This window comes from Hymenobacter perfusus (assembly GCF_003944765.1).
Taxonomy (GTDB): domain Bacteria; phylum Bacteroidota; class Bacteroidia; order Cytophagales; family Hymenobacteraceae; genus Hymenobacter; species Hymenobacter perfusus.
The window spans coordinates 155757-170563 of the sequence record NZ_RWIU01000002.1 but is presented as its reverse complement, the minus strand read 5'-3'; the positions used below and the strand labels follow the sequence as shown (position 1 = coordinate 170563).

Here is a 14807-nt window from a genome sequence, read left to right as displayed (position 1 = left end):
AGCTGCAAAGTTAGGAGTAAGCCGTAGTTTAGTCGAGATGAAACCCGCTGATTCGCCTTTCCAGCAGCTCGTACGCAAGCTCCGCCAGATGGAAATCCGCATCCTGAAAGCGGTAGATGCCCAGTTGCAGGGTGATTTCCATTCCGTCTTCAAAGGCACCGGGCTGGAGTTCGACGACGTGCGGTTATACCAGTACGGCGACGAAGTGCGGGCCATTGACTGGGCAGTATCCAGCAAGGGCCACGGCACCTTCGTGAAGACCTACAAGGAAGAACGTGAACAGCAGGTGCTTTTGTTGCTTGATGTAAGTGCTTCGCAGCAGGTGGGCGCCGTTAACCGCCGCAAAATTGACGTGGGCCGCGAAATCTGTGGGGTGCTGGCGTTGGCCGCTGCCCGCCAGGACGCGCAGCTCGGTATTCTGGCCTTTTCCGATCAGAAGGAGTTTTACCTCGCGCCCGGCAAAGGTACCCGCCACGCGTACGCCCTCATCAAGCGGCTGTTTGAGCTGGAGCCCCGTAGCCGGCAAACGGGCGTGGCGGCGGGCATCAAGCAGGCCCTGGGGCTGCTCAAACGGCGCACCATTGTGCTGCTCATTTCCGATTTCATTGACGCCGATTACGAGCGGGAATTGACGATGCTGGCCCGCAAGCACGATTTGGTGGTGCTGCAGCTGCTGGATCAGCGCGAGCGGGAATTCCCGCCCCTGGGCATCATTCCGCTCCACGACCAGGAATCGGGCCGGACGGTGTGGGTAAATACCTCGTCGGAGGCGTTCCGGGCCCGCTACCGCGCCACCTACGAGCAGAACCGGGAGCAGATTGGCCAGATCTGCCGCCGCCACCGCACCGAGTACCTCTCCATTGCCACCGATACCGACTTCGTTCCGCAGTTGGTGAACCTGTTCCGGCGGCGTAACCAACGCGGTGGTCGTGGGTAAGCAGGGCCGTGCGCAATTGATTTCGAGCGTGGCCCTGGGCTGCCTGCTGCTGGGGGTGCTGCAGGTGGCTGCCCAGGCCCCAGCCGATACCGTGCCCCGGGGCCGGTTTCGGCAGCCAACGGTACGCGTGGGCGAAATCATTGAGTTTGAGCTGAGCTACCGGCACGCGCCCAGCCGGGAAATTATCTTCCCCGACTCCGCCGCCGATTTTACGCCTTTTGAGTACGTGAGTCGCCGCTACTCGCCTACCCGCACCCGGCAGGGCCGCAGCCTCGACCGGGCCGTGTACCGGCTGCGCACCTTCAGCCTCGACTCAGTGCAGACCCTGACGCTACCCGTTACCCTGCTGCAAGGGCGCGATACGCTGCTGTTGCCCACGGCACCCACGCAGGTACGCCTGGTCCGCACGGCTCCGGCCACCGCAGGCTCCGGGGCACCGGTGCTGCGCCAGAACCTGCAGCTGCTGCCCGTGGAGCCACAGTTCAATTATCCGTATTGGCTGGCGGGGCTGGCGGCCGTGCTGGCGGTGGCCGGGGCGCTGGTTCTGGGGTTCCGGCAGCGGCTGCGTCGCCGTTACCGGCACTACCGGCTCCGGAAAAACCACGCCTATTTTCTGGCGCAGTACGCCCGCCACGTAGAGCGGTTTGCCCTTTCCCGCTCCCTCACTAATATGGAGCGGGCCATTACGCTCTGGAAAAACTACCTCTCCGCCCTCGAAGACAACAACATCAGCAGCCTGACCACCCGCGAAATTGTGGCCCACTACCAAAATGATGCCGACGTGAGCCTGGCCCTGCGCCTGGCCGACCGGGTAGTGTATGGCAATCAGTTCTCGGAAGACGAGACGGAAACGGACTTGGCGTTTGTACTGTTGCGCACGTTTGCGGAGCGGCAGTACGCTCGCGTAGCCGCACAGCAATCCACCTGAGCTGTAACTCCCAGGCCGCGTTGCCGGCTCCCTTCTATTTCTGCCTCCTTATTTTTGCGCATGCCCTGGCCCGATGTTCTGACTTCCCTGCTGGATAGTGTGCGCTACAGCACCCTCGTAAGCTATACCTGGGAACAGCCACGGCTGCTGCTGCTGCTGCCCCTGGTGCCGCTGCTGTTTGTGCTGCGGTGGGTGATGGCCCGGCGGCACCGTTCGAAGCTGGGCGTGGCGTTTGTGGCCGGACAGCTCCCACGCGACTGGAGCACCGTGCTGCGTTTCGTGCCCGATGTAGTGTTGGCCCTGAGCCTCAGCTTCGGGGTGGTGGCCCTGGCCCGTCCGCAGCGGACCGATGAGCGGGTGGTGCAGACCGGCGAAGGCATTGATATTCTGCTGGTGCTGGACGTATCGGGCTCCATGGAGCTGCAGGATTTGCGGCCGAACCGCCTGGAAGCCGCTAAACGCTTGGCCCGTGAATTCCTCGACGGCCGCCAGGGCGACCGGGTGGGCCTGGTGGTATTTGCCGGCGACGCCTACTCCCTGGCCCCGCTCACCACCGACTATGACCTGCTGCGCGACAACCTCCAGGGGCTGCGTCTGGGCATGATTCCGAACGACGGCACGGCCATTGGCACCGCCCTTGGTGTGGCCACCAACCGCCTCCGCGACTCCCGTTCCCGAACCAAAGTCTGCATCCTGATTTCGGACGGCGAAAACACGGCTGGCTCCCTCGACCCGTTGACTTCCGCCCAGCTGGCCCACGCCTACGGCCTCAAAATCTACACGATCGGGCTGGGGCAGGATGGCACCGTACCCTACGGCACTGACGAAGCCGGACAGCCCCGCTTCGTGGAAACCCGCCTCGACGAAACCACCATGCGCCAGATTGCCCAGGCGGCCGAGGGCCAGTTCTTCCGCGCCACCGACAATGCCGGCCTCCGGCAGATTTTCGGGCAGATTAACCGCTACGAGAAGTCCGAAATCAAGCAGACCCGCTACCGTAACACACTTGACTACTACCGCACCTATCTGTTCTGGTGTATCGGTCTGTGGCTGCTGTGGCTGGCCCTGAAAAACACGTTTCTAACCAACGCGCTGGAAGACTAGCTCACGGATTAGGGCAGATTGGCAGGCTTTTGCGGATGAAAAGGCCAGCAAGCCTGAACATTCCTCAACATCCGGCCAGCTGGTGCGGTTTCAAGTGCTGTCGGCCGTGTTCCAGCCTCAGCACGTAGCTTTGCCCCACGTCGGATACAACCGGCCGGAACATCCCAGCCCCGCGCCGTCCCCGAAATCCGCCTTAATTCGAAAAAATCCGTGATTAAAGAGAATCTACAGCATATTCAGCAGCAACTTACCGGCACGGCCGCCCGGCTGGTAGTCGTCACCAAAACGCACCCAGTGGAACGGTTGCAGGAAGCCTACGACGCCGGGGCCCGCCTGTTTGGCGAGAACCGGGTGCAGGAAATGGCCGCCAAGCAGCCCGAGCTACCCGCCGACGTGGAGTGGCACCTCATCGGGCACCTGCAGACCAACAAGGTCAAGTACATTGTGCCCTTCGTGCACACTATCCAAAGCATTGACAGCCTGAAGCTCCTGCTGGAAATTGACCGGCAGGCGACCAAGCATGACCGGATAATTGAAGGACTGCTCCAGTTCCACATTGCCGACGAAGAAACCAAAACCGGCCTCTCCCTGCCCGAAGCCGAGGAAATTCTGGGCTCGGCTGAGTTCCGGGCCTGCCGCCATGTGCGCCTGACCGGCGTAATGGGCGTGGCCACCTTCACCCCCGACGAAGACCAACTGCGCCGGGAGTTCCGCACTTTGCGCGGCTACTTCGACAAGCTCAAAGCCCTCTATTTCCCCGAGGATGCAGCTTTCCGCGAAGTATCCATGGGCATGAGCTCCGACTTTCCCCTGGCCCTGCGCGAAGGCAGTACCCTGATACGCGTCGGCAGTGCCATCTTCGGTGCCCGGGGATAATGCGTTTTTCGTTAAAGGTTGTTCGTTTTCGGATATCTGGAGCAGATACGCCTTCCTAGCCCCCAAACGAGCTACGAAGAACCAACAGCGAAAAACACGTAACAAAAAACAGAGCAACGAAAAACGAACAACGACTTATGACCGCACGACTTATTATTCAACTGGCGGCCCTGCTGGGGGCGCTTAGCGTGGGCATCGGGGCTTTTGCCGCTCACGGGCTGCGCAAAATGCTGGAGGCGACGGGCCGCTTCGAAACGTTTGAAACAGCCGTGCGCTACCAGTTTTTTCATACGCTGGCCCTGCTGGCCGTCGGTATCCTGTGGTACCTGAAACCGGAACTGCGCAGCCTGGGCACGGCAGCCTGGCTGTGGCTGGGTGGCATCCTCGTTTTCAGCGGCTCGCTGTATGTGCTTTGCCTCACCGGTATTACCAAGCTGGGAGCCGTTACGCCCATCGGGGGGGTGCTGCTCATTGCCGGCTGGATTGTGCTGTTGCTGGCAGCTCGGCAGCTGTAAGCTGGCTGTCTCCTGTTTCTGCTAAGGTAAACCCCATAAAAAAGCAGCCGACCACAAGTGGCCGGCTGCTTTTTTATGGGGCTATAACGCCTGATTTAGGAGGCCTTGCGCTTGGCTTTGATTTTGTTGTCGCCGGCTTTCACTTTCTGCTTGGCGTCGCCGGAGCCGGGGGCTACGTCGGTGGCGGCGGGAGCCGGAGCGGCCGAAGCCGAAACAGTGGCACCAGCTTCCTTCACATCACCGACCAGGGAAACCATGGCATTGCCAGCCGCCGAGTTCGATTCAATGGTCAGCACTTTATTCTGCATGCCCATTTTGCCGGCCGAGTTGAATTTGGCCGTCACCGTGCCGGATTTACCGGGCATTACGGGCTCCCGCGTCCAGTCGGGAGTGGTGCAGCCGCAGCTCACACCAATGTTGGAAATCACCAGCGGCTGAGTACCCACGTTCTTGAACTTGAAGGTGTGCTCTACCACGTCGCCGGTATGGATGGAGCCGAAGTCGTACTTCATTTCCTCAAACTGGATTTGCGGGCCGGCTACTTTGGTCTGGGCGTTGGCGGGCTTCACGGCGGCTGTCTGGGCCTGAGCCGCGAAACCCATAACCGACAGCGAAAGGGCCAGCAGAAGTGCTTTTTTCATGATGTTACGTGCGTTAAGGAAGGTAGCAAAAATACAAGTTTGAGCCGCTCGGCCAAGTTACGTGTCAGTTTTCATCCCGATGTGTGAAGCCGGCATGAAGCATAACACACAACACCCGGGTTTGGGTTCTGGTTGGGCTGGCAAACTGCCTTTCCTGCTTCGCCCGGACCGACGCTTATTCCTCCACCGCGTCGCCGATTAGATTCTTGTTGAAGTTCAACAAAAACAGCTTCTCAGACGAGCGGGTGACGGCGGTATACAGCCAGCGGGCAAACTCCGAGTTGACCATCTCGTCCTTGAGGTAGCCGTGGTCTACGAACACGGCCTGCCACTGGCCACCCTGGGCTTTGTGGCAAGTGAGGGCGTAAGCAAATTTCACCTGCAAAGCGTTCAGGAACGGGTCTTTGCGGATGGCAGCGGTGCGCTCCTTCTTGGTTTCGAGGTGGGCGTAGTCGGCACTGACAGCGTCGTAGAGGGCTTTGTTCCGGTCGGCGGGCAGGGCAGGGCTTTCGGTGTGCAACGTATCGAGCAGGAGCTTGATTTCCATATCCGGCTCATCGGGGTAGTCTACCAGCCGCACGCGGGCATCGGCGAAGCGGAAGCCGAACTCCTCAGTGGTCCGAATGATTTTGACGACCTGCACAAAGTCACCGTTGGCCAGAAAGCCGATGTCGGAATCCTTAGGCAGCCAGTAGTAGTTGTTGCGCACTACCATCAGGTAGTCGCCCGACTCTATCTCATCCTCGGCCTCGAACAGAATGCGCCGGATAAACTGGTTGTACTGGTTGGCGTTCTTGTTGGAGCGGCAGATGATGGTGCTGTTCTCGTGACCGAAGTTCTTGTAGGCCCAGCGCAGGCCGTCTTCCAGCTTATCGCCGCCCATCGAGAAGATATCGGAGTAGCCTTTGGTGAAGAACTGAATCACCGGCTTTTCCTCCCGCAGCTCCTCGCGCAGCACGGTGGCATTCATCAGAATCCCCGACTGCTCGGCCTGGCGCATTACCTGGCGCAATTCCACGGAGGCCACTTCGGCCCGAAAGCGGTGGCGCAGCAGATCGGCATCGAGGGCGGGGCTGAGCAGCTGGCCCACCGGTGGCAGCTGGGCCGTGTCGCCGATAAGCAGCAGCCGGTTCGAGGGCTTTTCGAACACGTAATTCATCAGGTCATCGAGCAGTCCGTTTTCGCCAAAGGCCTTTTCGTCGGAAATCATTGACGCCTCATCCACGATAAACAGGGTATCCTGGGCGCGGTTGGGCTGACGCTGGAACGAGAGTCCCTGGGCCGGCGTACCGCTGGTCTGGCGGTAGATTTTCTTGTGAATGGTGCTGGCCGCCACGCCCGAGTAGGTGCCCATGACCTTGGCGGCGCGGCCGGTGGGGGCCATCAGCACGTATTTGCGGCCCATCTGGTGCAGCCACTGGACCAGGGCACTCACCACCGTGGTTTTGCCGGTACCGGCGTATCCGCGCAGAATGAAGGCCTTCCGCCCCGGCAAGGCGTCACCCAGAAACTTATCCAACTGCTGAAACAGCGTGGCCTGGTCCTGGGTAGGTTCGTAGGCAAAATGGTCGCGGACGGACGGAGTTCGAAGGGAGAGCATAGCGTTGTAATCGGGATAACAAAGCTACGTCGGTTTAGGCTCCCTTCGGGTAGCTGATTGCGGGCGTAACGGGGGAGTTGTTCTGGCAGGGTGGTTTCAGGCTACTCCGTGGGCAGCGTGATGACGAACTCGGTGCCCTTTCCTTCCTCAGAGGTGACGCTGATGGTACCGCCGTGGCCCTGCACAATATCGTGGCTGAGCGAGAGGCCCAGGCCCGTACCTTCGCCCAGAGGCTTGGTGGTGAAAAAAGCCTCAAATACTTTCTCCCGGGTTTCCTGCGGCATTCCGGTACCGTTGTCGTGCACGCGCACCTCCACGACCCCGGCGTGCAGCCGACTATCGATGCGTACCTGAGGCTCGTAGCCAGCCTCCCCGGCCTGCTGGCGCTGCATCACGGCGTAGAAGGCGTTGGTAAACAGGTTCAGCAGCACCCGGCCCATATCGGGCGGAACGACGGGCACGGGGGGCAGATCGGGCGCCAAGCGGGTTTCAACGCCTACTACCGCCGCCGTTTCACGAAATTCCTGACTTTGGCGGGCCAACTGCAGGTATTCCAGCACCAGGGCATTCAGGTCGGTAGTGATGCGCTGGCCGGTGCCGGTGCGGGCGTGTTCCAGCATATCTTTGATAATGGCCGAAGCCCGCATGCCGTGCTGGCTGATTTCCTGCAGGTTTTGACGCAGGCCCACCAGAATTTCCTGCTCCAGGCCGGCATTGTGCTGGTAGTTATCCATGTTATCCACCAGCGAAGTACTGACCTCCGCAAAGCGCTTCATGAAGTTGAGCGGGTTCTGCAGCTCGTGCGCAATACCCGCCGATACTTCGCCCACAAAGGCCCATTTCTCCGACTGCACCAGTTGGTTCTGCGTCTGGCGCAGCTGCGCCAGAGTACGCTTGTTGGTTTGCAGCTGCCGGTAAACCAGCGCCCCCAGCCCCGAAATCAGCAGCAGGGCCGCCACCGTCACGGCCAGAAGTTGGTTACGCTGCCGCAGCCGTAGGGCCTGCACTACTTTTTCCTGCCACAACCGGGCAATCTGGGTATTCTGTGCCTGCTCTACCCGCTCACCTTCGTACTGCGCCAGCAGGTTATTGCCCTGCGCTTTGTTGAGCGTATCCTGCAAGGCTAAGTAGGCCAGGCTGTATTGCTGGGCTTTGGCGGCGGTACCGTGGGCTGCTTCAAAGCGCACCAACTCCCGCAGATACTTGGGCCGCAGCATCTGAAAATTGGCGACAGTAGCCAGCGCATATGCCTGCTGCAGGTGCTTCTGCGCCTGCGGATATTTTCCCTGAGCCACATAATAGTCGGCCCAGGTTGCGTCCAGCGCAAACTCGCCGGGACGGCCGGTGATTTCCATTTTCAGGGAATCGGACAGCTGCTGGGCGCGCGTAAGCAGTGGCAGCGCGGCGGCGGCACGGCGTTGCGCCAGCAGCACCTGGCTTTGCAGGATCAGGGCATAGGCAGTGTAGGAAGGCTTGTTGGTTCCTGCCTCCCGGGCCGTTGCAAAGGCTTTGTTGGTGTAAAGCTGCGCGGCGGCCACATCACCTGCCTGCAGATACAGGCGGGCAATGGCCAGCTTGGAATAAAACTGCGCAATGCCTTTAATGTGATACCGCTCATTTGTTTCGACGGCCTGCTTCAGATACTGTAGTGCTTTACCGGGGTTGCCCCACTCGGCGTAGGTATTGCCGGCCACCATCAGCTCGGCGGCGTGCAGCCGGTGGTTGAACGTACCAAACAGGTCGGCAGCGCGCAGGTAGTAGCTGATGGCCTGGTTATAGTCGCCCCGATGGCGGTAGGAGCCGCCCAGCGTGAGGTAGCAGGCCGCCGCGTTTTCGATGGGGCCATGCACCTGATACTGGCGCAGCTTGCGGTTGAAATACGCAACCCGGGTAGTAGATTCTCTGAGTTTATTGTAGAGCGGAGCCAGGTCGATGAGTAGAAATGGTACGGGCTGCCCCGCTTCATCAAACAGCTCAATGGCCTGTTGCATAGCGTCCAGCGCACCACTGTACTGCTCCCGCTGCCACAACCGCAGGCCAGCTTGCAGCTCCTGATAGGGTGCGGCACTGGCCAGTTGCCGCGTCCGGGCATTCAGCCGCAGCAGTTCGGTTATCATGTCGGCGGCCTGCTGCCGGCCGGCCGGCTCCGTAAGCTCCGTAAGATGCAGCAGATGAGTCAGTGTCCGGACCCGGGCCGTATCGGTAGTCTGCCCCTGCAGAACATGTCGGAGTGAGTCGTAATCAGCATTCCAGTACGACTGACGGGCCAGCAAAGGCCCCCCAAGCAGCAATAGAAATACGGTAATAATCCACTTCATAACAAATAGTGAGGACGCTGGCAGGAAGCTACTCTACCGTCTCAAGTTGGGAAGAATTCAGCACATTCCGACGCATGCATACCAAATCAGCCGGCGGCCGGTTCCACCACGGCCATAGTAGCCGTAGCCTTGGCAATCAGCAGCGAATCGCACCATACTTCGGCTTCGCAGAAGTGCAGGCGGCGGCCCGCTTTCAGTACCCAGCCCACCGCCCGCAGCCGCTGGCCCACGCCGGGGTGCAGGTAGCTGGTTTTCAGCTCCACCGTTACCACGCCGGTTCCTTCTGGCACCAGCGTAACGGCCGCGAAACCGGCCGCCAGATCGGCCATGGAGGCGACCAGGCCACCGTGGGCAAAGCCGCTATGCTGCTGGTGGTGCTGCTGCAACAGCAGCTCTGCCTCTACCCGGCCTTCCTCAATGCGGGTCAGGTTGGCCCCGATGTGGTGCATAAAGTGCTGGCGGGTGAGTTTGCGGCGGATGCGGGCTTCGAGAGAATCAGAGGTCATACACCTGCAAAGTTGTATATTTTAGCCAGTAGCTTCCCATCTTCAGACGGCCACTTGGTTGCCGGCCATCCTTTCCCACATGGAACACCTTGATTTTCTGCTGGCTGGCTCATTGGGCCTGGCACTGGCCGCGTGCAGTGGCTTTCGGGTATTCGTGCCGCTGCTGGCGGCTTCTCTGGCCTACCGTACCGGATACCTCACGCCCGCGCCCGGCTTCGCGTGGCTGGGCACCTGGCCGGCGGTAGCAGCCCTGGGAACCGCCACCGTAGCCGAGGTGCTGGGATATTATGTACCGGTGGTTGATAATGTGCTGGATACTATCACGGGGCCGGCTTCCTTTATTGCCGGCACCATTCTCATGACGTCTGCGCTGCCTGATATGCCGCCGATGGTACGCTGGGGCCTGGGCATTCTGGTGGGGGGCGGTACGGCCGGCATCATCCAGACGGGTACTTCCCTGCTGCGCGCCGGCTCCACCGTTACCACGGCCGGCCTGGGCAACCCCGTGCTGGCTACGCTGGAAAACGTGCTGGCCATTGTGGGGTCGGTGCTGGGGCTGGCCCTGCCGCTGCTGGTAGCGGGGCTGGCGGTGGTTGTGGTAATCTGGATGCTCAGCCATCTGCGGCGCTGGCAGCAGCGGCGGGCGGCACAAAGGGGTAGCCAGCGTAATATAGCGGGCTAAGGTGCGTTTGGGCCGAAGCGTGTAGCTTTGCGCTTCGCCTACTGCTGCTCTATGCCCTCTTCCAACGCTTCTGTCCCTGACCCATTGCTGCAGGCATATGCCGGGGTAGCCCGGGTGCGGGTGTGCGGCCTGCTGGTGCAGGATGGCACCCTGCTCCTGACCGCTCACCGGGGCCTGCTGCCCCAGCAGTTACCCTTCTGGTCGCCACCGGGCGGGGGCTGGCAATTTGGCGAAACGCTGCAGCAGTGCCTAAAGCGTGAGTTTGAGGAAGAAACCGGTCTGGCCGTCAGCGTGGGCCGCTTCCTGCATCTGCACGAGTTCAAGGGCCCCGGGCTGCAGGCGCTGGAGCTGTTCTTTGAAGTTCAGCCGATACAGCCCGGCCGCCCGCCCCGGCTGGGCCACGACCCGGAGCATAGCCCCGAGGCGCAGCTGCTCACCGAGCTGGCTTTCCTCACGCCCCGGCAACTGGGCCTGCTGCTGCCCACGCAGGTGCATCCGGTGCTGCGTGACATTATCAGCACCGACGACGTATTCATCCCGCAGATACGGTTTCAGTAGGAGCGTCCTGCAGGGTAGTATCCTGTTTTTTTGTGGCGGGGGTATGCCTGCTCATTCAGGCAAGGAATGTGGGACAGAAAGCACGCATGAGGCCGTAATCAATGTGGGCCAGCGGGTTTGCCCACAGCCCCTTGATACAAGCAACACCAGAAGAATATTACGCCCTGCTCCTATTCGGCTCCGGCGCCTGGCCCTTCTGCTCTGCTTACAAATGGCCTCATGCCACAGCCCGGTTTTATGGTTGGCCGCCGTGGGTGTACCTTTGGCGGGCATCTCCTGATTTCTGCTCCTGCTTTTTATTTCTGCCTATGTCCACTGCCACTGTCACCATGCCCCCGGCAGCTCTGCACCGCCTGCGCGACGAAACGCTGGACCTGGACAGCCTGGCGGCATATAATCTGTACCTCACGGCCGGTCCGGCCGGGCTGCGCGTAGGGGTGGCTGATGTGCGGCGCAATAAGTTTGTGGCGCTGGACGAGTACACGGCTCCCGAAGCCGGGGTGTCCGTGGCGCAGCAGGCCCTGGCCCTGGCCGCCGACCACGACCTGCTGGGCCGCACCGGCTGGAACCGGGTGCGCCTGGCCGTGCAGAATCGGGCCTTCACGCTGCTGCCCGCGCCCCTGTTCCGGGCCGGCGACGAAGCGGCCTGCCTGCAGTTACACCACGCCCTCGACCCGCAGCGGGAATCGGTACACCACTACACCCACCCCGGCCTCGATATCACCAGCCTCTTTGCCGTTGATACCGGCCTGAGCAGCTGGTTTCGCAACGCCTACCCGGCGGGCCGCCTGGTACACCAGACCAGCGCCCTGCTGCAAGGGGTAGCCCATCAGAGCGAACAGGGCAGCCCCCGGCGTATCTACCTGAGTATCGGGCAGCAGGAAGTAACGCTGCTGGCCATGAACGGTAAGCAGCCGGAGTTCTGCAACGTGTTTCCCTTTAGTACCCCCGAGGACCTGATTTACTACACCATCCTCGTGATGCAGGAACTCCAGCTCAATCCCGACCAGGATATGGTGATGGTGTGGGGCGACCTGATGCACGATTCGGAGCTGTTCACCATTTTGCGCAAATATATCCGCAACCTGCGCTTCGGCAACCGCCCCTTCGACCTCAGCTACAGCTACCGTCTCAACGACCTGTTTGAGTACCGCTACTTCGAACTATATGCGCTACACCTCTGTGAGTAGCGTAACTAAGTGACGGAGTAACGTAGTAATCGGGGAGTCCACACCTTTCGTTCTGCTCCTTCACACGTAGTCCGTTACTTCCTTACTCAGGTACTCCCTTACTCTCTCTCCCATGCGTATTGCCCTGTTTCCCGGCTCCTTCGACCCCTTCACCAATGGCCACCTCGACGTGGTCCGGCGGGGCACTGCACTTTTCGACCAAGTGATTATTGCCATCGGCAACAACAGCAGCAAGCAGCGGTATCTGCCCGTGGAACAGATGGCCGGCATGATTGAACAGGTTTTTCAGGATGAGCCCAAGGTTTCGGTGCAAACCTACAAAGGCCTGACGGCCGATTTCGCCCGCGAAACCGGTGCAAAGTTCCTGCTGCGCGGCCTGCGCAACACCACCGATTTCGAGTACGAAAACACAATTGCCCAGGCCAACCGCCACGTCAACCCCGAGCTGGAAACTGTATTCCTGATTACCTCGCCGGCTTTGGCGGCTATCAGCAGCACCATCATTCGCGAAATTCACCGCTTCGGCGGCAACGTCAACGACTTCGTACCGTTTGCCCTCCCCGCGCCGGCTCTTCAGGAATAAACCCTTTGCCCTTCCTTCCATGTAAACAGCCCCCTGTCGTACCTAAACGACAGGGGGCTGTTTACATGTAATTTCACCTTACCTGCGGGCTACGACGCGCATGCCGATGATTTCGCGGTTGTTTTGGGGGTTGGCTACGGGCAGTACCATGTAATCGGGGGCCGTCAGGCTCAGATTGGCTTTGCGCAGCAACTCGTCCTCGTCGGCACCTACCACCACAAAGTCGCGCACTTTGCGGGTGCGGGCGTTAAAGGTAGCCACTACGGTCGTGCCGTTGCGTTCAAAGGTATTGATCCAGTCCTCTCCTTTGGTAGCCTTCATCTGCTCGGCGGTGGGGTCCAGCCCGATTTTCTGGTCCTTGGTTTCGCGCGGTGCTCCTAAAGCGCGGCGTACCTGATCAATGTTGCGGCCTACCAAGCTGGGCATGTCCACGGCCGCCGTGCGGGAGGCTTCCGCGCTGCCCGTGGCCGGGTTGCCAGATTCAGAAACGGACTGTGACCCGGTGCAGGCTCCCAGGCCCGACAACAGCAACACAACAGGAAGGAGACGAGCTAGACGCATACGCGAGGAAGAAAAGGAGAAAAATAGAGTTAGTTGGCATCCTGGTTGGCGGGGGTTTGCCCGGCCACTTCGCTCAGGTAGTGCCGCACCACCAGCGCAATGCTGGCGTACGACTCATCGAGCACCTGCAGCGCCTCCTGGGGCGTCATCCAGCGGACTTCCTCGATATACTCTTCAGCCTGGGGCTTCATGAGCGTGTCATCAAGGCAGCGCATTATGTACCAGTTCGTTTTTTTCAGGATTTTGTTGCCGTTGTAGGCGTAGGAGTGCCAGGTGCTGGGCAGATCTTCGCCCAGCTCAATCTGGATGTTGCACTCCTCTTCCACTTCGCGCAACGCACCGAGGGCCGGGTCTTCCTCCTTCTTGAGCTTGCCTTTGGGCAAATCCCACTTGCCGAGGCGGAAAATCATCAGCACCTGCCCGTCCTTCACCACGAGGCCACCGGCGGCCTTCACGATTTTGAACTGGTCTTTCAGGTGCAGAATCAGCCGTTTTTTCTTGCGGGCCAGCAACGTCAGTGATTTCAGCTTTTTCAGCTTCTTCACTTCCATCAGGCGCAGCAGGCGGTCCACGAACACGTCGGTCACGTCGCGCACCAGCACGTCGCCAATCAGATCCTTGGAGATGAATTCATCTTCCGGGTTCAGAATCAGGTCGTACTTGTGCTTGTACACCTTCTCGCTGTTTTTTTTGATAATCAGCGGAATATCGTTGATGAAGACGTTCATCGCGGGGTAATCTGGGGGAGCAAAAAGGTGATTCGGGCGGGTTGCTGCAAAACACAGCATATTTCCCCGGAAACGAAAGCCCGGGGGGCCGGGCAAGATACGGGTTGTAGCCGGTTCAGTTGCCGGCCTGCCAATCATGGATTGCGAGTTACCCGATGTGCCGTACGCCTAACTGACAACCAGCAACCCACAACCGGCAACGACTGTCTACTTTCGCCCCATGAAAAAAATCGGTTTGCTCTCCGACACCCACGGCTACCTGGATGAGCGCATCCTGCACCATCTGCGCGGCTGCGACGAAATCTGGCACGCCGGCGACTTCGGCACGGCCGAGGTGATTGACACGCTGGAAACCGTGGCTCCGCTGCGGGGCGTGTACGGCAACATCGACGGCCGCGACGTGCGCCTGACCCAGCCGCTGGTGCAGGAGTTCGAGCTGGAGGGCTTGCGGGTGCTCATCACGCACATTGGCGGCTATCCGGGCCATTACAGCCCCGCCGGCCGCACCTTGGTGCAGGAGCGGCGGCCGGGCCTCTTCATCAGTGGCCATTCCCACATTCTCAAAGTCATGCCCGACCCGCGCCTGGGCCTGCTGCACCTCAACCCCGGAGCCGCCGGCCGCCAGGGTTTTCATAAGGTGCGCACTTTACTTCGGTTTGATGTGGCGGACAGCCGCGTGCAGAACCTGCAGGCCGTGGAACTGGGGCCGAAGTGAGTGGCCGTCATTGCTTCGCCTCCGGCTCGCAATGACAGCCTGACGCACACAAAAAAGAGCCTTCCCTGTTTCCAGGAAAGGCTCTTTTGGAAGTTCTGACTTACAACCCACCGACTCCGGGACGGGCAAGTCAGCGGGAAACGCGCTTAGGCAGCAGCTTCGGTTTTGGCTTCGCTCTTGGTGAAGCGCGACTTGAGCTCTTCGAGGTCCACGTTCTTCAGAACGGGGGTCAGGAGCAGTTGCTTAATGATGCGCTGCTTGTTGTTAGCGCGGGCAATGTTCTTGCGGTGCTTCCGCTTCAGACGGGTAATGCTCATTTTTCCGGGTCGGTTAAAGTCTTTCTGTAAACGAGGGGCAAAAGTAAC

General features: G+C 60.3%; 17 protein-coding genes. 10 read left to right on the top strand and 7 right to left on the bottom strand.

Going from position 1 to position 14807, the window contains the following annotated elements; translation table 11 throughout:
* The first annotated feature begins 37 nt into the window (after nucleotides 1-37).
* The 5 genes from EI293_RS06930 to EI293_RS06910 all read left to right on the top strand — a co-directional run bounded on the left by EI293_RS06930 (nucleotide 38) and on the right by EI293_RS06910 (nucleotide 4360).
* Nucleotides 38-937, top strand: a complete 900-nt coding sequence (locus EI293_RS06930; protein WP_044002636.1) for a DUF58 domain-containing protein — start codon at nucleotides 38-40, stop codon at nucleotides 935-937.
* Nucleotides 930-1865, top strand: coding sequence for a hypothetical protein (locus EI293_RS06925; protein WP_125436428.1), 936 nt, complete (start codon nucleotides 930-932; stop codon nucleotides 1863-1865). The genes EI293_RS06930 and EI293_RS06925 overlap by 8 nt, the downstream gene beginning before the upstream one ends.
* Before the next feature lie 60 nt (nucleotides 1866-1925).
* Complete coding sequence (locus EI293_RS06920; RefSeq protein ID WP_170170285.1) at nucleotides 1926-2969, top strand: vWA domain-containing protein; 1044 nt, start codon at nucleotides 1926-1928, stop codon at nucleotides 2967-2969.
* 210 nt (nucleotides 2970-3179) lie between these two features.
* On the top strand, nucleotides 3180-3845 hold the full coding sequence (locus EI293_RS06915; RefSeq protein ID WP_125436427.1) for a YggS family pyridoxal phosphate-dependent enzyme: 666 nt from the start codon (nucleotides 3180-3182) through the stop codon (nucleotides 3843-3845).
* 137 nt (nucleotides 3846-3982) lie between these two features.
* Entirely contained in the window at nucleotides 3983-4360 is a 378-nt protein-coding gene (locus EI293_RS06910; protein WP_125436426.1) for a DUF423 domain-containing protein, read from the top strand.
* A gap of 95 nt (nucleotides 4361-4455) precedes the next feature.
* Here the strand turns inward: EI293_RS06910 and EI293_RS06905 are convergent, their stop codons facing one another.
* The 4 genes from EI293_RS06905 to EI293_RS06890 all read right to left on the bottom strand — a co-directional run bounded on the left by EI293_RS06905 (nucleotide 4456) and on the right by EI293_RS06890 (nucleotide 9425).
* Nucleotides 4456-5001 (bottom strand): DUF1573 domain-containing protein, encoded by a 546-nt coding sequence (locus tag EI293_RS06905; protein ID WP_125436425.1) that lies wholly within the window; start codon nucleotides 4999-5001, stop codon nucleotides 4456-4458.
* Nucleotides 5002-5176: 175 nt separating this feature from the next.
* Nucleotides 5177-6601, bottom strand: coding sequence for an ATP-dependent DNA helicase (locus EI293_RS06900; protein WP_044002639.1), 1425 nt, complete (start codon nucleotides 6599-6601; stop codon nucleotides 5177-5179).
* Nucleotides 6602-6702: 101 nt separating this feature from the next.
* A complete protein-coding gene (locus EI293_RS06895; RefSeq protein WP_125436424.1) occupies nucleotides 6703-8919 on the bottom strand; it encodes an ATP-binding protein in 2217 nt (738 codons plus the stop codon).
* Nucleotides 8920-9005: 86 nt separating this feature from the next.
* On the bottom strand, nucleotides 9006-9425 hold the full coding sequence (locus tag EI293_RS06890) for a PaaI family thioesterase (RefSeq protein WP_125436423.1): 420 nt from the start codon (nucleotides 9423-9425) through the stop codon (nucleotides 9006-9008).
* Between the two features lie 79 nt (nucleotides 9426-9504).
* Here EI293_RS06890 and EI293_RS06885 point away from each other — a divergent pair, with 79 nt between their 5' ends.
* The 4 genes from EI293_RS06885 (at nucleotide 9505) to coaD (ending at nucleotide 12438) form a co-directional block, all read left to right on the top strand.
* Nucleotides 9505-10107, top strand: coding sequence for a DUF4126 domain-containing protein (locus EI293_RS06885; RefSeq protein WP_125436422.1), 603 nt, complete (start codon nucleotides 9505-9507; stop codon nucleotides 10105-10107).
* 51 nt (nucleotides 10108-10158) lie between these two features.
* Nucleotides 10159-10665 (top strand): NUDIX domain-containing protein, encoded by a 507-nt coding sequence (locus EI293_RS06880; RefSeq protein WP_125436421.1) that lies wholly within the window; start codon nucleotides 10159-10161, stop codon nucleotides 10663-10665.
* Nucleotides 10666-10973: 308 nt separating this feature from the next.
* The gene (locus EI293_RS06875; RefSeq protein WP_170170284.1) at nucleotides 10974-11855 is read left to right on the top strand and encodes a DUF3822 family protein; all 882 of its coding nucleotides are present in this window, start codon (nucleotides 10974-10976) and stop codon (nucleotides 11853-11855) included.
* 112 nt (nucleotides 11856-11967) lie between these two features.
* Nucleotides 11968-12438 (top strand): pantetheine-phosphate adenylyltransferase, encoded by a 471-nt coding sequence (coaD, locus tag EI293_RS06870; protein ID WP_125436419.1) that lies wholly within the window; start codon nucleotides 11968-11970, stop codon nucleotides 12436-12438.
* Between the two features lie 78 nt (nucleotides 12439-12516).
* On the opposite strand, the gene EI293_RS06865 is transcribed toward coaD, so the two are convergent.
* Together EI293_RS06865 and EI293_RS06860 are read right to left on the bottom strand one after the other, a co-directional pair.
* The gene (locus tag EI293_RS06865; protein WP_125436418.1) at nucleotides 12517-12999 is read right to left on the bottom strand and encodes a hypothetical protein; all 483 of its coding nucleotides are present in this window, start codon (nucleotides 12997-12999) and stop codon (nucleotides 12517-12519) included.
* Nucleotides 13000-13028: 29 nt separating this feature from the next.
* Complete coding sequence (locus EI293_RS06860; RefSeq protein WP_125436417.1) at nucleotides 13029-13727, bottom strand: NUDIX hydrolase; 699 nt, start codon at nucleotides 13725-13727, stop codon at nucleotides 13029-13031.
* 220 nt (nucleotides 13728-13947) lie between these two features.
* On the opposite strand from EI293_RS06860, the gene EI293_RS06855 reads away from it, so the two are divergent.
* A complete protein-coding gene (locus EI293_RS06855; protein WP_125436416.1) occupies nucleotides 13948-14442 on the top strand; it encodes a metallophosphoesterase family protein in 495 nt (164 codons plus the stop codon).
* Nucleotides 14443-14588: 146 nt separating this feature from the next.
* On the opposite strand, the gene EI293_RS22060 is transcribed toward EI293_RS06855, so the two are convergent.
* A complete protein-coding gene (locus EI293_RS22060; protein ID WP_170170283.1) occupies nucleotides 14589-14759 on the bottom strand; it encodes a hypothetical protein in 171 nt (56 codons plus the stop codon).
* Between the last annotated feature and the right edge of the window lie 48 nt (nucleotides 14760-14807).